The 23925-nt window shown below is 69.0% G+C and carries 23 protein-coding genes; 18 read left to right on the forward strand and 5 right to left on the reverse strand.

Annotated elements, in window-relative coordinates:
- Positions 1-31: 31 nt before the first annotated feature.
- Positions 32-2515 carry a YfhO family protein gene (locus ABZY44_RS01540; RefSeq protein WP_356649527.1) on the reverse strand — a complete coding sequence of 828 codons (2484 nt, stop codon included), beginning with the start codon at positions 2513-2515 and terminating at the stop codon, positions 32-34.
- Between the two features lie 472 nt (positions 2516-2987).
- On the opposite strand from ABZY44_RS01540, the gene rpsL reads away from it, so the two are divergent.
- From rpsL to tuf, 4 genes are all read left to right on the forward strand, one after another.
- Positions 2988-3359 (forward strand): 30S ribosomal protein S12, encoded by a 372-nt coding sequence (gene rpsL / locus ABZY44_RS01545; RefSeq protein WP_007265893.1) that lies wholly within the window; start codon positions 2988-2990, stop codon positions 3357-3359.
- Positions 3360-3361: 2 nt separating this feature from the next.
- The gene (gene rpsG / locus ABZY44_RS01550; protein ID WP_215023410.1) at positions 3362-3832 is read left to right on the forward strand and encodes a 30S ribosomal protein S7; all 471 of its coding nucleotides are present in this window, start codon (positions 3362-3364) and stop codon (positions 3830-3832) included.
- A gap of 39 nt (positions 3833-3871) precedes the next feature.
- The gene (gene fusA, locus ABZY44_RS01555; protein WP_356649528.1) at positions 3872-6001 is read left to right on the forward strand and encodes an elongation factor G; all 2130 of its coding nucleotides are present in this window, start codon (positions 3872-3874) and stop codon (positions 5999-6001) included.
- Between the two features lie 149 nt (positions 6002-6150).
- Positions 6151-7344 (forward strand): elongation factor Tu, encoded by a 1194-nt coding sequence (tuf, locus tag ABZY44_RS01560; RefSeq protein ID WP_356649529.1) that lies wholly within the window; start codon positions 6151-6153, stop codon positions 7342-7344.
- A gap of 252 nt (positions 7345-7596) precedes the next feature.
- Here tuf and rfbC read toward each other — a convergent pair whose 3' ends face one another.
- Complete coding sequence (gene rfbC / locus ABZY44_RS01565) at positions 7597-8196, reverse strand: dTDP-4-dehydrorhamnose 3,5-epimerase (protein ID WP_356649530.1); 600 nt, start codon at positions 8194-8196, stop codon at positions 7597-7599.
- On the reverse strand, positions 8193-9068 hold the full coding sequence (gene rfbA / locus ABZY44_RS01570) for a glucose-1-phosphate thymidylyltransferase RfbA (RefSeq protein ID WP_356649531.1): 876 nt from the start codon (positions 9066-9068) through the stop codon (positions 8193-8195). Before rfbA ends, rfbC begins: the two co-directional genes overlap by 4 nt.
- Before the next feature lie 103 nt (positions 9069-9171).
- Between rfbA and rfbB the strand changes: the two genes are divergently transcribed.
- The 5 genes from rfbB to ABZY44_RS01595 all read left to right on the forward strand — a co-directional run bounded on the left by rfbB (position 9172) and on the right by ABZY44_RS01595 (position 13456).
- Positions 9172-10149 carry a dTDP-glucose 4,6-dehydratase gene (gene rfbB, locus ABZY44_RS01575; protein ID WP_356649532.1) on the forward strand — a complete coding sequence of 326 codons (978 nt, stop codon included), beginning with the start codon at positions 9172-9174 and terminating at the stop codon, positions 10147-10149.
- On the forward strand, positions 10146-11066 hold the full coding sequence (rfbD, locus tag ABZY44_RS01580; protein WP_356649533.1) for a dTDP-4-dehydrorhamnose reductase: 921 nt from the start codon (positions 10146-10148) through the stop codon (positions 11064-11066). Before rfbB ends, rfbD begins: the two co-directional genes overlap by 4 nt.
- 328 nt (positions 11067-11394) lie before the next feature.
- Positions 11395-12084: a glycosyltransferase family 2 protein gene (locus ABZY44_RS01585; RefSeq protein WP_356649534.1), complete on the forward strand. Its 690-nt coding sequence runs from the start codon at positions 11395-11397 to the stop codon at positions 12082-12084.
- Complete coding sequence (locus ABZY44_RS01590) at positions 12081-12536, forward strand: DUF2304 domain-containing protein (RefSeq protein ID WP_356649535.1); 456 nt, start codon at positions 12081-12083, stop codon at positions 12534-12536. The genes ABZY44_RS01585 and ABZY44_RS01590 overlap by 4 nt, the downstream gene beginning before the upstream one ends.
- A 17-nt stretch (positions 12537-12553) precedes the next feature.
- The gene (locus tag ABZY44_RS01595; protein ID WP_356649536.1) at positions 12554-13456 is read left to right on the forward strand and encodes a glycosyltransferase family A protein; all 903 of its coding nucleotides are present in this window, start codon (positions 12554-12556) and stop codon (positions 13454-13456) included.
- Positions 13457-13540: 84 nt separating this feature from the next.
- Here ABZY44_RS01595 and ABZY44_RS01600 read toward each other — a convergent pair whose 3' ends face one another.
- Positions 13541-15178, reverse strand: coding sequence for a hypothetical protein (locus tag ABZY44_RS01600; RefSeq protein WP_356649537.1), 1638 nt, complete (start codon positions 15176-15178; stop codon positions 13541-13543).
- Between the two features lie 193 nt (positions 15179-15371).
- Positions 15372-17039, reverse strand: coding sequence for a hypothetical protein (locus ABZY44_RS01605; protein ID WP_356649538.1), 1668 nt, complete (start codon positions 17037-17039; stop codon positions 15372-15374).
- Between the two features lie 235 nt (positions 17040-17274).
- Here ABZY44_RS01605 and ABZY44_RS01610 point away from each other — a divergent pair, with 235 nt between their 5' ends.
- The 9 genes from ABZY44_RS01610 to rpsC all read left to right on the forward strand — a co-directional run bounded on the left by ABZY44_RS01610 (position 17275) and on the right by rpsC (position 23923).
- Entirely contained in the window at positions 17275-19074 is a 1800-nt protein-coding gene (locus ABZY44_RS01610; RefSeq protein ID WP_356649539.1) for a hypothetical protein, read from the forward strand.
- Positions 19075-19574: 500 nt separating this feature from the next.
- Entirely contained in the window at positions 19575-19883 is a 309-nt protein-coding gene (gene rpsJ / locus ABZY44_RS01615) for a 30S ribosomal protein S10 (protein ID WP_003948644.1), read from the forward strand.
- 14 nt (positions 19884-19897) lie between these two features.
- Entirely contained in the window at positions 19898-20542 is a 645-nt protein-coding gene (rplC, locus tag ABZY44_RS01620; protein WP_215015311.1) for a 50S ribosomal protein L3, read from the forward strand.
- A 4-nt stretch (positions 20543-20546) separates the two neighbouring features.
- On the forward strand, positions 20547-21197 hold the full coding sequence (rplD, locus tag ABZY44_RS01625; RefSeq protein ID WP_356649540.1) for a 50S ribosomal protein L4: 651 nt from the start codon (positions 20547-20549) through the stop codon (positions 21195-21197).
- Positions 21197-21520 carry a 50S ribosomal protein L23 gene (rplW, locus tag ABZY44_RS01630; protein WP_356649541.1) on the forward strand — a complete coding sequence of 108 codons (324 nt, stop codon included), beginning with the start codon at positions 21197-21199 and terminating at the stop codon, positions 21518-21520. Before rplD ends, rplW begins: the two co-directional genes overlap by 1 nt.
- A 39-nt stretch (positions 21521-21559) precedes the next feature.
- On the forward strand, positions 21560-22396 hold the full coding sequence (rplB, locus tag ABZY44_RS01635) for a 50S ribosomal protein L2 (protein WP_112447748.1): 837 nt from the start codon (positions 21560-21562) through the stop codon (positions 22394-22396).
- 12 nt (positions 22397-22408) lie between these two features.
- Positions 22409-22690 carry a 30S ribosomal protein S19 gene (gene rpsS / locus ABZY44_RS01640; RefSeq protein WP_112447747.1) on the forward strand — a complete coding sequence of 94 codons (282 nt, stop codon included), beginning with the start codon at positions 22409-22411 and terminating at the stop codon, positions 22688-22690.
- Between the two features lie 43 nt (positions 22691-22733).
- Entirely contained in the window at positions 22734-23081 is a 348-nt protein-coding gene (gene rplV, locus ABZY44_RS01645) for a 50S ribosomal protein L22 (RefSeq protein ID WP_214946990.1), read from the forward strand.
- Complete coding sequence (gene rpsC, locus ABZY44_RS01650; RefSeq protein WP_266626437.1) at positions 23081-23923, forward strand: 30S ribosomal protein S3; 843 nt, start codon at positions 23081-23083, stop codon at positions 23921-23923. Before rplV ends, rpsC begins: the two co-directional genes overlap by 1 nt.
- Positions 23924-23925 lie beyond the last annotated feature (2 nt).

Below are 23925 nucleotides of genomic sequence, written 5' to 3' on the forward strand. Positions count from 1 at the left end.
GTGCGGGGACGCCTCCGGGGGCGTCCCCGCATCAGGAGCGCTCGCGCCGGCGCAGGCCCGTGACCGTGACCGAGGCCAGGGCCAGGAGGGCGAGGGTGGCGCCTGCCAGGCCCGGGGTGAGGCCCTTCGGGGTGAAGGTGCAGGAGAGCTTGCCGGTGCCGGCGGGGACGTCCATGGAGACCAGGCCGTGGAAGCTCTTCACGGGGGCCGTGCACTGCCAGCCGGGGACGTCCGTCATCGCGAAGACGGCGGTGCCCGTGGAGCCCTTCGGGAGGGTGGCCTCGATGGTGTGGCCGCCCGCGGTGACCTGCGTGGCGCCCGTGGCCGTCAGCCGGCCGACGGCCTCGGTGAGTGCCCCGCGGTCCAGGCAGCCGATGGGGTGCTGCCCGGCGGTGGCGCCCTGGGTCCGCGTCCTCACCGTGACCGCGACCGTGCCGTCCGCGGGGACCTCGCCGAGCGGCAGGACGCCCGCCATCCGGTCTTCCAGGGGCCTCTCGGCGCCGCCCGAGGCGAGGGTGCCGTAGAGCTCGGGGGAGTACCAGAAGGCCTCGGAGCCGGGCGTGCACCGGGCGGCGTAGGTCTGCTCCGTGGCGGTGCCGCCGGCGCTGACGTCCGGGACCCGGTAGACGGTGGCGCCGAGCACGTTCTCCTGGCGGGCGTAGACGCTGTCCGCCGGGTTGGGGGAGGCGTACGGGGCGCTGCGCACGGTGACCAGGGGCGGGGCGGGGAACTTCGCGCCGGTCCAGGTGCCCGGGCCGTCGCCGGGCCGGACCCGGGCGCCGATCGAGAAGATCGCGTCCAGGACGGGGTTGTCGGCGCCGAAGAAGGTCCGGCCGTCGTTCTTGTAGCCGTAGCCCAGGGGTTCGAGGGCCTTGTAGGTGGCCTCGGGCAGGTAGCTGCTGTAGTACTGCGGGCCCTCCGCCCGGAGCGCGAGCGCGTCGTTGTACGAGGTCTGCGGCGCACCCGGGTCGGTGCGGTAAGCGGGCCAGCCGGCCACGGACCGGACGGCCTCGAAGTGGCGGGTGATCGACTCGTTGGAGGTGGCGACCGGCTTCGCCCAGCGCTCCCGCGAGCGGCGGGCGTCCGCGTTGTGGGCGGCCGCCGTGGACTCGGCGAAGACGACGCCGATCATCAGCACCGCGGCCACGGGGATCAGGAAGCGGCGCCTGTCGCCCAGCGCCAGCAGGACCAGGGCCAGCAGCGACACCGCGCCGCCCCCGAGGACGGCGAGCCAGGTGGTGCCGCCGAAGTCGTCGGTGTGGCGGAGCGCGAAGGTGGCGGCGACCAGCAGGGCGGCGGTCAGTGCCAGGTGCGACGGGCGCGGCCGGTGGGCCAGCGACAGCCAGGCGACGACCACGACCATCCCGCTGAAGACGAACGCCTCGCGGTAGGGGTTGCCGTTCGGCACCGCCAGCCCGTGCCACACGTACTGGGTGGGCGGGAACTGGAAGGAGAGGAGGACCAGCAGGGTCGCCGACGCCCAGACCAGGCGGGTCTTGCGCGCGACGGAGGAGTTCAGGAGGAACGACCCGGCCAGGATCAGGCCGAGCGAGGCCACGTACAGCCGGGGACGGCCGCCCCACAGGTAGGTGCCGGGGAGCATGCCCGTCAGGAAGACCTCGAGCCGTACGGGAACGAACGCGGCGGCCCCCGTCGGCTGCGCGGCCCCGCTGGACAGGAACGACGGCAGGAGCAGGGGGAGCGTGAGCAGGACGCCCGTCGCGGTGGCGGTCGCCGCCCGCCACAGGGCGCGCAGCCGCTGCGCGCCGGTCAGGTCGAGCACGACGAGGCGGATGGCGAGCAGCACGCAGGCGGCCATCGTGGCCATCATCGCCGTGTAGAAGTTCCCGAACCAGGCGAGCGCGACCAGCAGGGCCACGCCGGGCCAGCGGCGCTCCTCCAGGCACCATTCGACGGCGATGCCGAGGAGCGGGAGGGCGACCAGGCCCCAGAGCCACATGGGGATGTACGAGGCGTCGCTCAGCGCCCAGCCGCACAGGCCGTACACGGCTCCGAGCACGCCCCGCTGCCACCAGGGGCCGGGGTGCAGCTTGCCGAGGTAGACGGCCATCACGGCGGCGGCGGCGCCCATGGTGAGGGGGGTGAGCGCGAAGACGGCGAGGTCCACGTGTGCGCGGGGGACCAGGACGACCAGCCAGGAGAAGGGGTTCCCGAGGTACGTGTAGGCGTCGGACAGGAACTGCTGGCCGAAGCCGCCGCGCCAGGTGAACAGGAGGTCGCCCGCGGCCTGCCCGTGGACCAGGTCCCACAGCGCCCGGTGGAAGGGGACGTACTGGTTGGCCTGGTCGTTGACGGCGCGGCCGGTGTCCCCGAAGGGGAAGGTGCCGCGGGCCGCCCAGGAGGCGCAGAAGGCGCCCGCGGTGACGAGGAAGGCCAGCAGGGGGGCGGAGAGCCGCCGCAGGCGCCGGCCCGCTCGCCTGGCGGGAGCCCGGTCCGGGGCGGGCGGGTCGGGCGGGCCGTCGGTCGTCGCCGGCTCGATCGTGGCCGTCCCCAATGTCCCGCTCCCTGGTGTGATGGTGCCCGGTCGTGCCGTTTGCGCCGAATCGCTGGGCAGTTTAGTGGCCGGGGGGTCCGCGCCCGGCAGGGACGGGGGGTGTGGACCGCATGTTCGAAATGGCCCTCGGAGCCGAAGGGCTCTAGCACACGCGCACCACGTCCGCACATCGGAGGGGCCGTACCCCCGCCCCGGCCGTGCGGCTACTGGCCTGCGGGTACTCCGGGCAGCCGGGCCGGGGGCTTTTGTTTTGACCGGAGTGGATGCGGTAGGTACGCTCAGACCTTGTGCCTGGGGTGTGCCTGGGCTCCTGTGCGTGTCCATCAACCGCACTCGAGCCGTATCGGGCCACTGCGATCCATGCGTTTCCGTGCTTGCGCGGGAGTCCGCCGGATCCGACACACCCGACCGCGTGGGTCGGCGAATGTTCCAGGTTAGTTTCACTACACGGCACACAGAAACCGGAGAAGTAGTGCCTACGATCCAGCAGCTGGTCCGGAAGGGCCGGCAGGACAAGGTCGAGAAGACCAAGACCCCCGCGCTTGAGGCTTCGCCCCAGCGTCGCGGCGTCTGCACGCGTGTGTTCACGACCACCCCGAAGAAGCCGAACTCGGCACTCCGTAAGGTCGCGCGTGTGCGTCTGACCTCCGGTATCGAGGTCACGGCCTACATTCCGGGCGAGGGACACAACCTGCAGGAGCACTCGATCGTGCTCGTGCGTGGTGGCCGTGTGAAGGACCTGCCGGGTGTTCGTTACAAGATCATCCGCGGTGCGCTTGACACCCAGGCTGTCAAGAACCGCAAGCAGGCCCGCAGCCGCTACGGCGCCAAGAAGGAGAAGTAGAAATGCCTCGTAAGGGCCCCGCCCCGAAGCGCCCGGTCATCATCGACCCGGTCTATGCATCTCCTCTGGTGACGTCGCTCATCAACAAGATCCTCCTGAACGGCAAGCGCTCCACCGCCGAGCGCATCGTTTACGGCGCCATGGAAGGCCTCCGCGAGAAGACCGGCAACGACCCGGTCATCACGCTGAAGCGCGCGCTCGAGAACGTCAAGCCGTCCCTCGAGGTCAAGTCCCGTCGTGTCGGTGGCGCCACCTACCAGGTGCCGATCGAGGTCAAGCCGGGCCGTCAGTCGACCCTCGCGCTGCGCTGGCTCGTGGGTTACTCCCGCGCCCGCCGCGAGAAGACGATGACCGAGCGCCTCATGAACGAGCTGCTCGACGCCTCGAACGGTCTTGGCGCTGCCGTCAAGAAGCGTGAGGACACGCACAAGATGGCCGAGTCCAACAAGGCCTTCGCGCACTACCGCTGGTAGTCCCAACCCACATCGAGACCGAGAGAAGACTGAGCCGATATGGCTACCACTTCGCTTGACCTGGCCAAGGTGCGCAACATCGGCATCATGGCTCACATCGACGCGGGCAAGACGACCACCACCGAGCGCATCCTGTTCTACACCGGTGTGTCGTACAAGATCGGTGAAGTCCACGACGGCGCTGCCACGATGGACTGGATGGAGCAGGAGCAGGAGCGCGGCATCACGATCACGTCTGCCGCGACGACCTGCCACTGGCCGCTCGAAGACGTCGACCACACCATCAACATCATCGACACCCCGGGTCACGTCGACTTCACCGTCGAGGTGGAGCGTTCGCTCCGCGTCCTCGACGGCGCCGTCACCGTGTTCGACGGTGTCGCCGGTGTGGAGCCGCAGTCCGAGACCGTCTGGCGTCAGGCCGACCGCTACGGCGTGCCGCGCATCTGCTTCGTCAACAAGCTGGACCGCACCGGCGCTGAGTTCCACCGCTGTGTCGACATGATCAAGGACCGCCTCGGTGCGGTTCCGATCGTCATGCAGCTCCCCATCGGCGCCGAGATGGACTTCCAGGGCGTTGTCGACCTGGTCACCATGAAGGCGTTCGTCTGGTCCGCCGAGGCGACCAAGGGCGAGATGTACGACATCGTCGACATCCCGGACACCCACAAGGAAGCCGCTGAAGAGTGGCACGCCAAGCTGGTCGAGACGGTCGCCGAGAACGACGACCAGATCATGGAGCTGTTCCTGGAGGGCGTCGAGCCCACCGTCGAGCAGCTGCACGCCGCTGTGCGTCGCATCATCATCGGCTCCAAGGGTGACAACGGCGCCACGGTCACTGCCGTGTTCTGTGGCACGGCGTTCAAGAACAAGGGCGTTCAGCCCCTGCTCGACGCCGTCGTCCGCTACCTCCCGTCGCCCCTGGACATCGAGGCCATCGAAGGCCACGACGTCCGGGACGCCGAGGTCGTCGTGAAGCGCAAGCCGTCTGACGACGAGCCCCTCGCGGCGCTCGCGTTCAAGATCATGCGCGACCCGCACCTCGGCAAGCTCACCTTCGTCCGGGTTTACTCGGGCCGCCTGGAGGCCGGCACCGCGGTGCTGAACTCCGTCAAGGGCAAGAAGGAGCGCATCGGCAAGATCTACCGCATGCACGCCAACAAGCGTGAAGAGATCGAGTCGGTGGGCGCCGGCGACATCGTCGCCGTCATGGGCCTGAAGCAGACCACCACCGGTGAGACGCTGTGTGACGACAAGAACCCCGTGATCCTGGAGTCCATGGACTTCCCGGCTCCGGTGATCCAGGTCGCCATCGAGCCCAAGTCCAAGGGTGACCAGGAGAAGCTGGGTGTCGCCATCCAGTCTCTCGCGGAGGAGGACCCCTCCTTCCACGTTCACTCGGACGAAGAGACCGGCCAGACCATCCTCGGTGGTATGGGCGAGCTGCACCTCGAGGTGCTGGTCGACCGTATGAAGCGCGAGTTCAAGGTCGAGGCCAACGTCGGCAAGCCGCAGGTCGCTTACCGCGAGACGATCCGCCAGACGGTGGAGCGTCACGACTACACCCACAAGAAGCAGACCGGTGGTACCGGTCAGTTCGCCAAGGTGCAGATCGCGATCGAGCCGATCCTCGAGGCCGACGGTCCGGCGTACGAGTTCGTGAACAAGGTCACCGGTGGCCGCATCCCGAGGGAGTACATCCCCTCGGTCGACGCGGGTGCGCAGGAAGCCATGAAGTTCGGCATCCTCGCCGGCTACGAGATGACCGGCGTTCGCGTCATCCTTCTCGACGGTGGCTACCACGAGGTCGACTCCTCCGAGCTCGCCTTCAAGATCGCCGGTTCGCAGGCTTTCAAGGAGGCCGCGCGCAAGGCTTCTCCCGTGCTCCTCGAGCCGATGATGGCCGTCGAGGTCACCACGCCGGAGGAGTCCATGGGTGACGTCATCGGTGACATCAACTCCCGCCGTGGCCAGATCCAGGCCATGGAGGAGCGTCACGGCGCTCGCCTCGTGAAGGGCCTCGTGCCCCTCTCGGAGATGTTCGGCTACGTCGGAGACCTCCGCAGCAAGACCTCGGGTCGCGCCAGCTACTCGATGCAGTTCGACTCCTACGCCGAGGTTCCCCGGAACGTCGCCGAGGAGATCATCGCGAAGGCCAAGGGCGAGTAACTCTTCCGAGTACACGCTTTAGGCTTGTCACCGGAGCCTCAGGGGCAACAGGAGCAACCCTCCCGTTGCCCCGGGGGTACCGGCTATCCAGCAAAGATCACCTGGCGCCGATGAGCAAGGCGTACAGAACCACTCTCCAGGAGGACCCCGTGGCGAAGGCGAAGTTCGAGCGGACTAAGCCGCACGTCAACATCGGCACCATCGGTCACATTGACCACGGTAAGACGACCCTCACGGCCGCCATTACCAAGGTGCTGCACGACGCGTACCCGGACCTGAACGAGGCCTCGGCCTTCGACCAGATCGACAAGGCTCCCGAAGAGCGCCAGCGCGGTATCACCATCTCCATCGCGCACGTCGAGTACCAGACCGAGGCGCGTCACTACGCCCACGTCGACTGCCCGGGTCACGCGGACTACATCAAGAACATGATCACCGGTGCCGCGCAGATGGACGGCGCGATCCTCGTGGTCGCCGCCACCGACGGCCCGATGCCGCAGACCAAGGAGCACGTGCTCCTGGCCCGCCAGGTCGGCGTCCCCTACATCGTCGTCGCCCTGAACAAGGCCGACATGGTGGACGACGAGGAGATCCTGGAGCTCGTCGAGCTCGAGGTGCGCGAGCTCCTCTCCGACTACGAGTTCCCGGGCGACGACCTTCCGGTCGTCCGCGTCTCCGCGCTGAAGGCGCTCGAGGGCGACAAGGAGTGGGGCGAGAAGCTTCTCGGCCTCATGTCCGCCGTCGACGAGGCCATCCCGACCCCGCCGCGTGACACCGAGCTGCCGTTCCTCATGCCCGTCGAGGACGTCTTCACGATCACCGGTCGCGGTACCGTCGTCACCGGCCGTATCGAGCGTGGTGTCCTGAAGGTCAACGAGACCGTCGACATCATCGGTATCAAGGAGACCAAGACCACCACCACGGTCACCGGTATCGAGATGTTCCGCAAGCTCCTCGACGAGGGCCAGGCGGGCGAGAACGTCGGTCTGCTCCTCCGTGGCATCAAGCGCGAGGACGTCGAGCGCGGCCAGGTCATCATCAAGCCCGGTTCGGTCACCCCGCACACCGAGTTCGAGGCCCAGGCCTACATCCTGTCGAAGGACGAGGGTGGCCGTCACACCCCCTTCTTCAACAACTACCGTCCGCAGTTCTACTTCCGTACCACGGACGTCACGGGTGTCGTCACCCTGCCGGCCGGCACGGAGATGGTCATGCCGGGCGACAACACCGAGATGACGGTCGCGCTGATCCAGCCGGTCGCCATGGAGGAAGGCCTCAAGTTCGCCATCCGTGAGGGTGGTCGTACCGTGGGCGCCGGCCAGGTCACCAAGATCACGAAGTAATTCGTGTTCTGACCTGGTAGCTCGCGCGAGCGGGCACCACGTTTGACAGGAGGGCCCCGACCCCGTCGTTCGCGCGACGGGGGAGGGGCCCTTCGTCGTGCGCAGGCGACCGGCCCGTACGCGACCGGGCTCGTATGCGACCGGTTCCGTACGCGACCCGCTCCGTCCGCGGGCACGCGAAGAGGGCCGCACCCAGGTGGGTGCGGCCCTCTTCGCGCTCCGTACCGCGCCGTGCCGTGCGCGGCGCGGCGGTCAGTTCGCGCGCAGGGACTCGGTGAACTCGACGCAGGCCGCGTGGTCGGGCAGCAGGCCCGTCGCGAGGGCGTCGGCCAGCGACGGCGCGGCCTCGTCGCGGGCGGACAGCAGCGGGACGTCCGCCGGCCAGTCGATGCCCAGGTCCGGGTCCAGCGGGTGCACCGAGTGCTCGCCCGTCGGGTTGTACGTCTCCGAGCAGAGGTAGGACAGCGTGGCGTCGTCGGTCAGCGCGCAGAAGCCGTGGCCCATGCCCTCGGGGATGTAGACCGCACGGCGGTCCACGTCGTCCAGCCGGACGCCCTCCCAGCGGCCGAAGGTCGGGGAGCCGACCCGCAGGTCCACGATGACGTCGAGCACGGCGCCGCGCACGCAGGTGACGTACTTGGCCTGGCCGCGCGGGACGTCGGCGAAGTGGATGCCGCGCACCACACCGCGCTGGGAGACGGAGAGGTTCGCCTGCGCCAGGTTCAGCGGGTGACCCACGACCTCGGCGAGGCGGTCGAAGCGGTACCACTCCATGAACATGCCGCGCGGGTCGCCGTGCTGCTGAGGGGTGATCTCGAAGACGCCCCCGAGGGAGAGTTCGCGGAACTTCACCGGGAGGCCTCCTCTTCGAGCAGACCGACCAGGTAGTCCCCGTAGCCGCTCTTGAGGAGGGGCTCGGCCAGTGCGCGCAGCTGCGCGGAGTCGATGAGCCCGGCCCGCCAGGCGGCCTCCTCGATGCAGCCGATCTTGAAGCCCTGACGCTCCTCGATCACGCGCACGAACTCCGAGGCCTGCACCATCGAGACGAAGGTGCCGGTGTCCAGCCAGGCGGTACCGCGGTCGAGGATGGTGACATTCAGCTCACCGGCCTGGAGGTAGGCGTCGTTGACGGCGGTGATCTCCAGCTCGCCGCGGGCGCTCGGCTTCAGGCCGCGGGCTATCTCCACGACGCGGTTGTCGTAGAAGTAGAGGCCCGGCACGGCGTAGCGCGACTTGGGCTTGACCGGCTTCTCCTCGATGGAGATGGCCTGGCCGTTGGCGTCGAACTCGACCACGCCGTACGCCGTCGGGTCCGCCACCGGGTACGCGAAGACCCGGCCGCCCTTGGAGTCGGTGTGCTCGGCGAGCCGGGTGCCGAGGCCACTGCCGTGGAAGATGTTGTCGCCGAGGATCAGGGCGACCGAGTCGTCACCGATGAAGTCGGCGCCGAGCACGAAGGCCTGGGCGATGCCCTCGGGGCGTTCCTGGACGGCGTACTCCAGACGGATGCCGAACTGCGAGCCGTCGCCGAGCAGTCGCTCGAACTGGTCGCGGTCGTCCGGAGTGGTGATGACGAGGATCTCGCTGATCCCGGCCATCACCAGCGTCGAGAGCGGGTAGTAGATCATCGGCTTGTCGAAGACGGGCAGCAGCTGCTTCGAGACTGCCCGCGTCAGAGGCCAGAGTCGGGATCCGGTGCCGCCGGCCAAGAGAATTCCACGCATGGCCCAACCCTATGCGAGAGCAACGGGGGCGCGAGGTCTGGGCCCATAACGGAATGGCCGGGGCCCCGTGGCGGAGTAGGCGAGCGGCTAGACTGTTTGTATTATGCGCATCCTCGTGACCGGCGGCGCCGGCTTCATCGGTTCAGAATTCGTCCGCCAGCAGCTCGGTTCGGACCCCTCGGCCCAGATCACCGTCTTCGACAAGCTGACGTACTCAGGTGTCGAGGCCAACCTCGCTCCCGTCGCGGACCACCCCGGCTACGCCTTCGTCAAGGGTGACATCTGCGACGCCGAGGCCGTCGACCAGGTGATGCCCGGCCACGACGTCGTCGTGCACTTCGCCGCGGAGTCCCACGTGGACCGCTCGATCGCCGGCGCCGGCCCCTTCGTGATGACCAACGTCGTGGGCACCCAGGTCCTCCTGGACGCCGCCCGCAAGCACGGCGTCGGCCGCTTCGTCCACATCTCCACCGACGAGGTGTACGGCTCGATCTCCGAGGGTTCCTGGACCGAGGAGTGGCCGCTGGTGCCCAACTCCCCGTACTCCGCCTCGAAGGCCTCCTCCGACCTGCTCGCGCTGGCCTACGCCCGGACGCACGGCATGGACGTCGTCGTCACGCGCTGCTCCAACAACTACGGGCACTACCAGTTCCCGGAGAAGGTCATCCCGCTGTTCGTCTCGAACCTGATGGACGGCAAGAAGGTCCCGCTGTACGGCCACGGCGGCAACGTCCGCGACTGGCTGCACGTCTCCGACCACTGCCGCGGCATCGACCTGGCGATGCGCAAGGGCCGCGGCGGCGAGGTCTACAACATCGGCGGCGGCGTGGAGCTCACCAACAAGGAGCTCACCGGCGTCCTGCTCGAGGCCGCGGGCCTCGGCTGGGACATGGTCGAGCGCGTCGAGGACCGCAAGGGCCACGACCTGCGCTACTCCATCGACATCAGCAAGATCGGCTCCGAGCTGGGCTACGCCCCGCAGGTCACCTTCGAGGACGGCATCGCGTCGACCATCGAGTGGTACCGCGCGAACCGCGCCTGGTGGGAGCCGCTGAAGGCCAAGGCAGCGCTGCAGAAGTGACCGCGAATCCAGCCGGCGCGCGCTGGCTCGTCACCGGCGCCGCCGGCATGCTCGGCCAGGACGTCCTGGCCGTGCTCGAAGGCGCCGGGATCGAGTCCGCGGGCCTGAGCCGCAGCGACCTCGACATCACCGATCCGGCCGCCGTCCAGGCGGCCGTGGACGGTGCGGCCGTGGTCGTGAACTGCGCCGGCTGGACCGACGTGGACGGCGCGGAGACGGCCGAGGAGGCCGCCACCGCTGTCAACGGCACCGGTGTACGGACCCTCGCCGCGGCCTGCGCCGGGGCCGGGGCCCGGCTGCTGCACGTCTCCAGCGACTACGTGCTGCCGGGCGACGCCTCGCAGCCGTACCCGGAGTCCGCCCCGACCGGCCCCGTCAACGCCTACGGCCGCTCCAAGCTGGTCGGCGAGCGGGCCGTGGCCGAACTGCTGCCGCGCGACGGCTACATCGTCCGCACCGCCTGGATGTACGGCGAGCACGGCCCGAACTTCGTCTCCACCATGCTCAAGCTGGCCACCCAGCGGGACACCGTCGACGTGGTCGACGACCAGCACGGCCAGCCCACCTGGTCCTACGCGCTCGCCCGGCGATTAGCCGAGCTCGGCCGAGCGGCTCTCGACGGCCGAGCACCCGGCGGGGTCTACCACGGCACCGCGAGCGGCCGGACCACCTGGTTCGGACTCGCCCGCGAGACCTACCGGCTCAGCGGCCTGGACCCCGAGCGGATCCGGCCGACTGACTCCGCCACGTTCGTCCGCCCCGCCGTCCGTCCCGCCTTCAGTGTCCTCGCCCACGGCCGCTGGACCGAGGTCGGCCTGGCCCCGCTCGCGGACTGGCGCGAGCAGCTGGCCGAAGCCCTGGCCCTCCCGGCCTTCGCGGTGCGCCACGGCGCGGACCGCGAAGGGGACGTCGGATGAGCTCCCCGCCGAGCCGGCCGCGCCGGACCCTCGGAGCTGTCTCAGCTGTCGGAACCCTCGCCCTGCCCATCGTCGCCCTCGCCCCGGGTGAGGCGGCTCACCCTGTGATCCCGGCCCATCCTCCCGGCTCCACCGCCGCAGTGCTCGCTATGCTGATCGCACTGAGGCCCGGTTTCTCCTCTACGGCTCCGGAAGCCGTCCAAGGCCCCGGAAAGACAGGCGTCGCGAGCCCGACGGGCGCCGACGCGGGCGGGAAATGACCGTGTCCGCCCCCGAAGTCCCACCGATCCCCGCGCACTTGTCTGTGCCACATCCTGCTGGAGTTAGCGTGTCCCAATACGACGATGTCTGGCTGGTCATCCCGGCCTATAACGAGGGGCAGGTGATCGCCGACGTCGTCGAGGGAGCGCGCAAGACCTTTCCGAACATAGTCGTCGTCGACGACGGCAGCTCGGACGACTCCGCCCGGCACATCGCGACCACCGGGGCCCACCTGGTGCAGCACCCGGTCAACCTCGGCCAGGGCGCCGCCCTCCAGACCGGTCTGAAGTACGCGCTCTCCCAGCCGGGCGCCCGCTACTTCGCCACCTTCGACGCGGACGGCCAGCACCAGACCGACGACGTCGAGAAGATGGTCGCGGTACTGCGCGGGGGCGAGGCCGACGTGGTGCTCGGCTCGCGCTTCATCGAGCAGAACGGCCAAGTGCCGTGGATCAAGCGGGTCGTGCTGCGCACGGCCGCGGCCGTCAGCCCGACCGCCCGCAAGCTCAACCTCACCGACTCGCACAACGGCCTGCGCGTACTGGGCCGCAAGGCGGCCGAGCAGGTGCAGATAACCCACAACGGCATGGCCCACGCCTCCGAGATCGTCGGCTACCTGGCCGGCTCCGGACTGCGCGTCGTCGAGGTCCCCGTGAACATCCTCTACACCGACTACTCGCGCGCCAAGGGTCAGTCCCTGATCAACGGCGTCAACATCCTCTTCGACATCACCCTGCGGGAGCGTGGCCGCCGATGAAGTACTTCTGGATCCAGCTGGTGCTCATCCTGGGCTCCGTCTCGTTGGCCCTGATGTTCATACGCAACTGGGACCAGGCGAAGACCCGGGCCTGGAAGCGCATCGCCTTCTCCGTCTTCGTCGTCGTCAACGTCTACGCCGTGCTGCGTCCGACGGACGTCACGTGGCTGGCGCACGCGCTCGGCGTCGGCCGGGGCACCGACCTGGTGCTGTACGTGATGGTCCTGGCCATGGGCTTCCTCACCCTCAACACCTTCCTGCGCTTCCGCTCGCTGGAGAAGAAGATCACCGACCTGGCCCGGACGGTGGCCCTCAGCGAGGGCGTGCGCCACAACGGGGAGCGCCTCGGCCAGGACGCGGTCTCCCCGATCGTTCCGACCGGGTCCGCACCCTCCGCGGAGCCCGAGGCGGCCGTGACGGCCGAGGTCGCGTCGGACTCCGTCAAGGCCTGAGGAACCGGGGGACCGCGATGGTGACCTTAGACTTCCTGATCCCCTACTACGGGGACGTCCGGTTGATGCAGGGCGCCGTCCGCAGCGTCCTGGCCCAGACGGATCCGGACTTCCGGCTCGTCGTCGTCGACGACGGCCAGGAGCCGGAGGTCCCCGGCTGGTTCGCGGCGCTCGGCGACGAGCGGGTCACCTACGCCCGCAACGAGCGGAACCTCGGCATCACCGAGAACTTCAGGAAGTGCGTGCGCCTCTCGCGGGCCGACTACGTCGTCATCATGGGCTGCGACGACGTGCTCCACCGGCACTACGTGAGGACCGTACGGGAGCTCGCGCAGGCCCATCCGGGCATCGGCATGATCCAGCCCGGGGTAGAGATCATCGACTCCGAAGGCCGGGTCACCGCCGGACTCGTGGACAAGGTCAAGCGCATGGTCTACGCCCCTCGGGTCCGGGGCCGGCGCACGATGGCGGGGGAGGAACTCGCCGTCAGCGTCCTGCGCGGGAACTGGCTGTACTTCCCGTCCATCGCCTGGCGGGGCGAGGCCCTGCGCCAGGTGAGCTTCCAGGCCGAGTACTCGGTGATCCAGGACCTCGCGCTCGTGGTCGACCTCCTCGAACTCGGCGAGGGGATGGTGATCGACGACTCGGCCACCGTCTTCCAGTACCGCCGCCACGCCGTCAGCGAGTCCTCGGTCCAGGCCTTCACCGGCACCCGCTTCACCGAGGCCGCGCGCTACTTCGACGCGGTCGCCGGCCGGATGGACGCCCGCGGCTGGTCCAGGGCCGCCCGCGCCGCCCGCTTCCACAGCGGCTCCCGCTTCCACGCGCTCTCGATGCTGCCGGGCGCCCTGCGCCACGGCCGGCGCGAGGGCGTGCGCAACCTGGCCCGGCACGCCTTCACCCCGGGCGTCCCCCGCTAGCACCGGCGCTGCGTGACGCGCCATGAGAAACGGCCTGCGGCCGGTCCAAGGACCGGCCGCAGGCCGTTTCTCATCGCCCGTGCACTACTTCTTGGCACGCTCCAGGAAGTAGCTTCCGCACTCGTGGTCGATCGCGAACATCGGGCACTTGCCGTTCCCCTGCCGCAGGTTGTGCGAGTTCCAGGCGAGCTGGGAGAGGGCGTTGTCGTCCGGGGACCCGGGCATGTACTGGTTCGCGGTGGCGGAGCCCGCCATCCCGAAGAGCAGCGTCATCGCGCACAGCGCGCCGATGACACCCGCGGGGGACCGCTTGGCGAGCCGGTTCGGCAGCCGCGTCTCGTTCGCCCGCATCCAGTCCCGGACGCGCTGGGAGGCGTAGTACGCGGCCAGACCCGTGAGGGCGATCAGGCAGTACGTGATCTGGTGGCTGGTGCGCGGGTACAGCTGCACCACCCCGTCCTGCTCCATGTGCGAGGCGTACCAGTAGCGCAGCAGGAACGCGCTGGCCGCGCACGCGGCGAGGGTGATCACCGCGGGCTTGCGCAGGGCCAGACCGAGGGCCGTGGCCAGGCCGATCACCAGCACGACGCTGAACAACTGGACACCGCCGAGCTCGCCGAGCGGCGGCAGGCCGATCGTGCGCTGCGCGCCGGGGGCGTTGTTGCCCCACATCGCGAAGTACGCGGGGTCGGTGGAGGTGTCGAAGTAGAAGAACGTGTCCTTGGTGCCCCGCGAACGCAGCAGGCTCACCATGTACTTGCCGGCCAGCGCGAGGAACACGACCAGGGACGCGCCCAGCGGGAGCACGGCGTCGACCAGCGTCCGCTTGCCGCCCTCGCGGTACTTCAGCGCCAGGACGATCGTGAACAGCACGGCCACACCGACCGCGGACCAGACGAACCAGCCCGAGTACAGCAGGAATATCAGGGCGAGGATGGCTCCGAGACCGCCGCCCATCAGCATCGACCGCTTGCGCCCCAGCAGACTGGAGCGCTGCACCACGTCGAGCAGCTTGGCGAGGACCGGGATCACGACGACGAGCACGAGCGCCGAGTACGGCTTGTAGAGGTCCACCAGCGGCAGCATGGCGGTGACCCCGACGCCGAGCGCCCACAGCGGGGGCAGCAGCATGCGCCACACCAGGTAGGCGACGGGCCCGGAGACGGCGACGAAGCCGATCATCATCCACTTCGTGGCCTTGCCCATGTCACCGCCGAACACCTCGAAGGCGCCGGCGAGCAGGTACGGGAAGCCGGGCGGGTACATCGACGGCAGCGGCACCCCGTCGATGATGTTGAGCCCCCACTGCTGGAGGTAGCCGATGTCACCGCCGAGGCCGTTCAGCGGCCAGTCGGCGCCGCGCAGCGCCACCACGTGGCCGGCTGCCGTCACACCGGTGGCCAGACCGGCCACGGCGGCCGCGCCGACCCGCACGGCGACGGCGGGCACCATCCTGGCGAGGAAGAGATAGAGGAGTACGGTCGCCCCCAGCAGCACCAACAGCCGGAGCTGGATCGCCGCCAGGCCGCTGACCTGACCGATCCGTTCCATCGGGTTGACCCGCAGGCGCCTGCCCAGGTAGGTGAGCAGCCCTGCGAAGAAGAGGGAAGTGCCCACCTCGGCGCCGATGAGTACCAGAGAGCGTGAAATCCGGCGGTACGGCTTCGGCCGATCAGCCCGGCGCTCCGCGCCCGGTGTTGGTTTGAGGGCGATGTCTATCATGGCCTGTGACCTTACCGGCCCACGCCCTGCTGGTGTGACGGCGATCAGGCCGCCAGAGCCCCCGGAGCAGCGGAATTACGGCCTCCGTCCGGCAGTGGCGCAGGGATTGTGAACGAATTCACGGGCAGGTGCCCGCGGACGTTTCCCTTCCGTTCCCCAACGCCCCCGCGGACGCTCCGCCCGGCACCCCGACTCAGTGCTTCCCGACGCGTTGCGGCGGGTTGTACGGAGCGCACTTGCCGTGCTCGGCGAACTTCGGGCACTCCCCGTTCGGCAGCCGCACGTTGTGCGCGGTCCACGTCAGCTGCCCGTTGGAGTTCTCACCGGGGCTCGCCGGCATGTAGGCGTTGGCGGTGGCGGACCCGGCCATCCCGAAGAGCAGCCCCGACGCGCACAGCGCACCGATGACCATGGCCCGGGGCGTGCCCGCGGCGCCCGCCGTCCTGCGCGGCTCCCCGGCGGTCGCGGCGCCCCCGTGGGCACGGGACCACGCCCTGACCCGCTGCACGGTGAGGTACACCGCCAGACCCGTGAGCGCGATCAGGCAGTAGGTGATCTGCAGGCTGGTGCGCGGGTACAGCTGCACGGCACCGTCCCGCTCCATGTGCGAGGCGTACCAGTAGCGCAGCAGGAAGGCGCTTCCCGTGCAGGCGGCCAGGGTCAGCACGGCCGGGCGCCGCAGACCGAGGGTGAGGGCCACACCGAGCCCGATCACCAGGACGACGCTGAACAGCTGGACGCCGCCGAGCTCACCCAGCGGCGGCCAGCCCGCCACGCGCTGACGGCCCGGGAAGGCGCCGCCCCACATCGCGAAGTAGGCGGGGTCGCTGAAGGTGTCGAAGTAGAAGTACCCGTCCTTGGTGGAGCCGCCCGTGGCGAGCAGGTTCACCAGGTAGCTGCCGGCCAGGAGGAGGAAGGCGGCGGCGGAGGCGCCCAGCGCCAGCAGCCCGTCCGCCAGGGCGCGCTTTCCGCCCGCGCGGGCGAGCCGCACCAGCACGAGGGCGAACAGCACGACCACGCCGACCGCGGACCAGAGGAACCAGCCCGAGTACAGCAGGAACATCGCGGCGAGCAGCACCCCGAGCCCGGCGCCCGCCGCCGTCGCGCGCTTGCGTCCCAGCTCGGCCGAGCGCTGCACCACGTCGACCAGCTTGGCGAAGACCGGGATCACGACGATCAGGACGAGCGCCGAGTACGGCTTGTACAGGTCCATCAGCGGCAGCGTCGAGGTAACCCCGACGCCCAGCGCCCACAACGGCGGCAGCAGCAGCCGCCAGGCCAGGTAGGCGGCGGGCCCGGCGATCGCGGCGAAGCCGATCATCAGCCACTTCATGGCCTTCGGCACGTCGCCGTCGAAGAAGAGCTGCGCGGTGCTCGCGAGCAGGTGCGGGAAGCCCGGCGGGTACTCCTTGGGGAGCGCCACCCCGTCGATGATGTTGAAGGCCCACTGCTGGAGGTTCCCGGCGTCGGCCCAGTTCGCGTACATCGGCCAGTCGGTGCCGCTCAGGGCCACCACGTTGCCCGCCGCGATCACACCGGTGGCGAGGCCCGCCACGGCGGCCGAGGCCAGCCGGACGGCGGCGCCCGGCCACATCCGGGCGAAGAAGGCGTACAGCAGCACGGTCGCGGCCAGCAGGAACAGCAGGCGCAGCTGGATCGCCGCCAGACCGCTCACCTGACCGATGCGCTCCACCGGATCCACCCGCAGCCGCCAGGCCAGCGCGGTGAGCAGCAGTGCGGCGATGACAGACGTGGCCGCCTCGGCCGCGGTGACGGCTGCCTTGCGCGCGGGCCCGGCGCCCGCGCGGTGCGAGGCCCGGATATCGGTGCCTGGTGCGGGCGAAGCGGCGATGTCTATCATGTCCGGGACCCTACCGGCCCGTACCTCCACGGTGCGATCTGGGCCGGGACCGCCGGACCGGTAAGGGCGCGGCCCCTTGTACGGTGGACCGCGGTGGGGGATGTGAAGGCCGTGCGAAGACGCGCCTTGGCTGTTCCGGGCCTGTGCGCCCCGGCCCTCCCGACCCGGAAACCATGGCCGGACGCAGCGCCGGGCCGTACCCGCGGTGGCACCCCGCGGAGGAAAGTGGACTGAGATGACAGAACTGGCCCCCGGGGCGGCCGGGACATCCGGCACGGCGCCCAGCCGGACCGGCACCGGAACCGCGGACGGCGAGCTGGTCTCGTCCACGTCACCGAGCCGGCGCCCGTGGACGTCGAGGCGGTGGGTGCTCCCCGTCGCCGAGGTCGTGGTCAGCGTGGTGATGGCACTCGGCTACACGCTGCTGTGCAAGCACATCAGCGTGAACCCCCTCCACCGCATCGGCCAGGTCAGCGGCCTCGCCAAGATGCAGCAGTACGCGGCCGTCATCGGCCTGCCGGTGCTCGCGCTGCTCCTCTACACCGCGTACCGCAGCACGCTGCGCCATCACCAGCAGGTGAAGCGCCTGGTCTGCGCCGCCCTGGCCGGCCTGGCCACCGGCATCGTGGCCGGCGGCATCGTCGTCGCCCTGCGCGGCACCCCCTCGCCGCTCGGCGGCCAGGAGGGCGACCCGAGCGTCCTCGTGGAGATGGCCAACTCCTTCCTGCACGGCGAGGGCATGTCGGGCATCTACCCGCCCGGCTTCCCGGCGCTGATGGCGCTCTGGGCGAAGGTCCGCTACGGCGGCCTCGGCGGAGCCGGCTTCGCCCTGCACGACATGCAGATCTTCTTCACCGCCCTGGTCGGCCCCATGGCCTACCTGTCCTGGAGGCTGCTGCTGCGCCCCTTCTGGGCGCTGCTGATCGCCGTTCCCGCGTCCGTCCTCTTCGTGGACCCGATCCGCCCCTACAGCCACGTCGTCATGCTCGTCCTGCTCCCGCTGCTCGGCTACTGCCTGCGCGAGATGAGCCGGGCCGGCGAGCGCTCCGTCCGGTCGCTGCTGCTGCGCGGCGCGGGCTTCGGCCTGATCTTCGGCCTGCTCTTCCTCTGGTACTCCGGCTGGTACGTGTGGGCCGCGCCCGGCGCGGGCCTGCTCGCCCTGTTCGTCTTCCCCTGGCGCAAGGGCGCGGCGGCCCGCAAGCGGGCTGCGCTGTACATCGGATCCCTGCTGGTGACGGCCGGTGTGGTCGGCGCTCCGCTGCTCTACCAGATGGCCCGGCTCGGTTCCCAGTCCCCGGACCGCTACGCCTACCTCTCCGTCTACGTGGACCCGGCCTACGTGCTGGGCTGGTCCTCCGACCGCTCCGGCGGGCTGAGCTACCAGAACTGGCCGGTGGCGGGCGAGATGGCGGGGCAGACCGGCGTCTCCCTGCTGCTGCTGTTCGGTGTGGCCCTCGCCATGGGCCTCGGCCTGCGCAGCATGATGGTCCGGACCGCTGCGGCCACGCTGGCCGGAGCGTGGCTCGCCCGCATGTGGTTCGCCTCGCACATGGCGCACGACAAGGCGGTGATGCTCTTCCCGCGCACCACCTGGATCATCATGTACTGCCTGATGATCCTGGCCGTGCTCGGTCTGATGGCGACGGTGCAGCGGGGCTCCCGCTGGGCCGAGCGCTCCCTGCGGCCGAGCGGCGAGGGCCCGTCCGCCCGGGTCCTGCCGCGCCGCGTGGTCCAGCAGGTCTCGGCCGGCATGATCTGCGCACTGGCGCTGTTCGGCACGATGGGCGCGTCCTGGTCCATCAACCGGTACATGCCCTCGCCCGAGAGCGACCAGATGGGCATCGACGCCTACCGGGCGCACAGCGTCAAGAAGGCCGACGGCACCTGCCCGCGCTACGCGCCGGTCAAGAACTGCGCCGACATCAACATCAGGTTCTGGAAGCAGAACGGCGACGACGGCAAGATCTGGTGCGGCGGCATCCACCCCGACAAGTGGCCCGCGGTCTGCGGCCGCAAGGCCCCACCCGGCATCTGATCCGGCCCGCGGCCGCGGGGAGAACGGCGGGGGTTTCCGGGAGATCGTCCTGGAGACCCCCGTCGGCGCATGGCGCGGTTTGACCACTCAGCGTGGCGGGGTATTGTCTTCCGCCCGATTGGCCAGGCACGTGTCTCGTATGGCAGACTACTCAAGTTGCTCGGCTGAGTGCCGATGCTGCGCGCCTCCCGCCGGGAGGACCGGAAGCGAGTCCCACAGTACTCGTCGCCTTACCTGCCTCCAGGGGCAGCAATGGGGCGGACGTACGGGAATCTTCTGGGAAGTGTCAGCACGGTGCCTTCCAGGCACTCGGTGGGTGTTTGCCCCCGATCTGCGGTCTTGGGACCGTACCCCCTTGGACGAGGGAATTTCCGTATGGGAATTTTCTGTAGAGGGAGTGCGACACGCCCGACCGCGTGGGTCGGAGGAAAGCAGTGGAGAGATCCGCAGCCGACCGAGAGCCAGAGCGTTTCCACAACAGACAGGACTACGGAGTAGCCATGGCGGGACAGAAGATCCGCATCCGGCTCAAGGCCTACGACCACGAGGTCATCGATTCGTCGGCGAAGAAGATCGTCGAGACGGTGACGCGCACTGGTGCGTCGGTCGCGGGCCCGGTGCCGCTGCCCACTGAGAAGAACGTGTACTGCGTCATCAAGTCGCCGCACAAGTACAAGGACTCGCGCGAGCACTTCGAGATGCGCACGCACAAGCGCCTGATCGACATCCTCGACCCGACGCCCAAGACCGTTGACTCGCTGATGCGCCTGGACCTTCCGGCCGGCGTTGACATCGAGATCAAGCTCTGAGAGGCACGGAGAAGATGGCAAAGCAGATCAAGGGCGTCCTGGGCGAGAAGCTCGGCATGACCCAGGTCTGGGACGAGAACAACCGTGTCGTCCCGGTGACCGTCGTCAAGGCCGGGCCCTGCGTCGTTACCCAGGTCCGCAAGAACGATATCGATGGCTACGAGTCGGTCCAGATCGCCTTCGGCGAGATTGACCCGCGCAAGGTGAACAAGCCCCTCAAGGGTCACTTCGCCAAGGCCGATGTAACCCCGCGCCGCCACCTGGTGGAGCTCCGGACCTCTGACGCCAGCGAGTACACGCTCGGCCAGGAGATCACCGCCGCTGTGTTCGAGTCCGGCGTCAAGGTCGACGTCACGGGCAACAGCAAGGGCAAGGGCTTCGCCGGTGTCATGAAGCGTCACAACTTCAAGGGCCTCGGCGCCGGCCACGGCGTGCAGCGCAAGCACCGCTCCCCCGGTTCGATCGGTGGCTGCGCCACCCCTGGGCGTGTCTTCAAGGGCATGCGCATGGCCGGTCGTATGGGTAACGAGCGCGTCACCACCCAGAACCTGACCATCCACGCGGTTGACGCGGAGAAGGGTCTGCTCCTCATCAAGGGTGCGGTCCCCGGTCCGAACGGCGGCCTCGTCCTGGTCCGTACCGCGGCCAAGGGGGCTTGAGGTAATGAGCACCATTGACATCCTTTCGCCGGCAGGCGACAAGGCCGGTACCGTCGAGCTCCCCTCGGAGATCTTCGACGCGAAGACCAGCATTCCGCTGATCCACCAGGTCGTTGTCGCTCAGCTGGCTGCTGCCCGTCAGGGCACGCACAAGACCAAGCGTCGCGGCGAAGTCCGTGGTGGTGGCCGCAAGCCGTACCGCCAGAAGGGCACCGGCCGCGCGCGCCAGGGTTCGACCCGCGCTCCGCAGTTCGTCGGCGGTGGCGTCGTCCACGGCCCGCAGCCGCGTGACTACTCGCAGCGGACCCCGAAGAAGATGAAGGCCGCCGCTCTGCGCGGTGCCCTGTCGGACCGCGCGCGTCACTCCCGCATCCACATCGTCACCGGTGTGGTCGAGGGTGCCGCCTCCACGAAGGCCGCCAAGACGCTGTTCGGCAAGATCTCGGAGCGCAAGAACCTGCTCCTGGTCGTCGACCGCGCCGACGAGGCCGCGTGGCTGTCCGCCCGCAACCTGCCCCAGGTGCACATCCTGGAGCCGGGCCAGCTGAACACGTACGACGTGATCGTCTCTGACGACGTGGTCTTCACTCAGGCCGCTTTCGAGTCCTTCGTGTCTGGCCCCAAGGCCGATGAGACCGAAGGGAGCGACGCCTGATGTCTGAGGCGACCGTTACCAGCAAGACCTTCACCGACCCGCGCGACCTGCTGATCAAGCCGGTTGTCTCGGAGAAGAGCTACGCGCTGCTCGACGAGAACAAGTACACGTTCATCGTCGCGCCCGGCTCGAACAAGACCCAGATCAAGCAGGCCGTGGAAGCGGTCTTCTCGGTCAAGGTCACCGGGGTCAACACGATCAACCGTCAGGGTAAGCGCAAGCGCACCAAGACCGGTTTCGGCAAGCGCGCTGACACCAAGCGCGCCATCGTGACCCTCGCTGAAGGCGACCGAATCGACATCTTCGGCGGCCAGGCCTCCTAACGGAGGTCTAGTCGTCCGGAATCGGACGAGGACTGAGAAATGGGTATCCGCAAGTACAAGCCGACGACCCCGGGCCGTCGTGGCTCCAGCGTCGCCGACTTTGTCGAGATCACGCGGTCCACGCCGGAGAAGTCGCTGGTTCGCCCTCTGCACAGCAAGGGTGGCCGTAACAACACCGGCCGGATCACTGTTCGCCACCAGGGTGGTGGACACAAGCGCGCCTACCGCGTGATCGACTTCCGTCGTCACGACAAGGACGGCGTGCCGGCCAAGGTCGCGCACATCGAGTACGACCCGAACCGCACTGCGCGCATCGCGCTCCTGCACTACGCCGACGGTGAGAAGCGCTACATCATCGCGCCGAAGAACCTGAAGCAGGGTGACCGGATTGAGAACGGCCCCACGGCCGACATCAAGCCCGGTAACAACCTGGCGCTCCGCAACATCCCGGTCGGTACCACGATCCACGCGATCGAGCTCCGTCCCGGTGGTGGCGCGAAGTTCGCCCGCTCCGCTGGTGCCTCCGTGCAGCTGCTGGCGAAGGAGGGCACGATGGCCCACCTTCGTATGCCGTCCGGCGAGATCCGTCTCGTCGACGCCCGCTGCCGCGCCACCGTCGGTGAGGTCGGCAACGCCGAGCAGTCGAACATCAACTGGGGCAAGGCCGGCCGTATGCGCTGGAAGGGCGTTCGCCCCTCCGTCCGCGGTGTCGCGATGAACCCGGTCGACCACCCGCACGGTGGTGGTGAGGGTAAGACCAGTGGTGGTCGCCACCCGGTCTCCCCGTGGGGTCAGAAGGAGGGTCGTACTCGCTCGCCGAAGAAGGCTTCGAGCAAGTACATCGTCCGCCGCCGCAAGACGAACAAGAAGCGCTAGGAGCGGGTTTAGATGCCGCGCAGTCTCAAGAAGGGACCCTTCGTCGACGGACACCTCATCAAGAAGGTGGACGTACAGAACGAAGCCGGTACCAAGACCGTCATTAAGACCTGGTCCCGTCGCTCGATGATCATCCCGGCCATGCTGGGTCACACCATCGCGGTGCACAACGGCAAGATCCACGTCCCGGTGTTCGTCACCGAGTCGATGGTCGGCCACAAGCTCGGCGAGTTCTCGCCGACTCGCACCTTCCGCGGCCACGTCAAGGACGACCGGAAGTCGAAGCGCCGCTAAAGGCGGGGTGGTTACGACTATGACTTACACCGAAGGGACAACCATGGAAGCCAGGGCCCAGGCGCGGTACATCCGCGTCACGCCCATGAAGGCCCGCCGAGTGGTGGACCTTATCCGTGGCATGGATGCCACGGAGGCTCAGGCGGTCCTGCGTTTCGCCCCGCAGGCCGCGAGCGTGCCGGTTGGCAAGGTGCTCGACAGCGCCATTGCCAATGCCGCACACAACTACAACCACCCGGACGCCACCACGCTGGTCATCAGCGAGGCGTACGTGGACGAGGGCCCGACCCTGAAGCGGTTCCGTCCGCGTGCCCAGGGCCGTGCCTACCGGATCCGCAAGCGGACCAGCCACATCACCGTGGTCGTCAGCAGCAAGGAAGGTTCCCGGTAATGGGCCAGAAGGTAAACCCGCACGGGTTCCGGCTCGGCATCACCACCGACTTCAAGTCGCGTTGGTACGCCGACAAGCTGTACAAGGACTACGTCAAGGAAGACGTCGCCATCCGCAGGATGATGACGTCCGGCATGGAGCGCGCCGGCATCTCGAAGGTTGAGATCGAGCGCACCCGTGACCGCGTGCGTGTGGACATCCACACCGCTCGTCCGGGCATCGTCATCGGTCGCCGTGGCGCCGAGGCCGACCGCATCCGCGGTGACCTCGAGAAGCTCACGGGCAAGCAGGTCCAGCTGAACATCCTCGAGGTCAAGAACCCCGAGCTCGACGCTCAGCTGGTTGCCCAGGCCGTTGCCGAGCAGCTCTCCTCCCGCGTCTCCTTCCGTCGCGCCATGCGTAAGAGCATGCAGGGCACGATGAAGGCTGGCGCAAAGGGCATCAAGATCCAGTGCGGCGGTCGCCTCGGCGGCGCCGAGATGTCCCGCTCCGAGTTCTACCGCGAAGGCCGTGTGCCGCTGCACACCCTCCGCGCGAACGTGGACTACGGCTTCTTCGAGGCCAAGACCACCTTCGGCCGTATCGGTGTGAAGGTCTGGATCTACAAGGGCGACGTCAAGAACATCGCCGAGGTTCGCGCCGAGAACGCTGCGGCCCGTGCGGGTAACCGCCCGGCCCGTGGTGCCGCAGGCGCTGGCGACCGTCCCGCCGGCCGTGGTGGCCGTGGTGGCGAGCGCGGCGGCCGTGGTGGCCGCAAGCCGCAGCAGGCTGCTGGTGCCGAGGCCCCCAAGGCCGACGCTCCCGCCGCCGCTCCGGCTGAGAGCACCGGAACGGAGGCCTGACC

The organism is Streptomyces sp. NPDC006544 (assembly GCF_040611715.1).
In the GTDB taxonomy this organism is placed as follows: domain Bacteria; phylum Actinomycetota; class Actinomycetes; order Streptomycetales; family Streptomycetaceae; genus Streptomyces.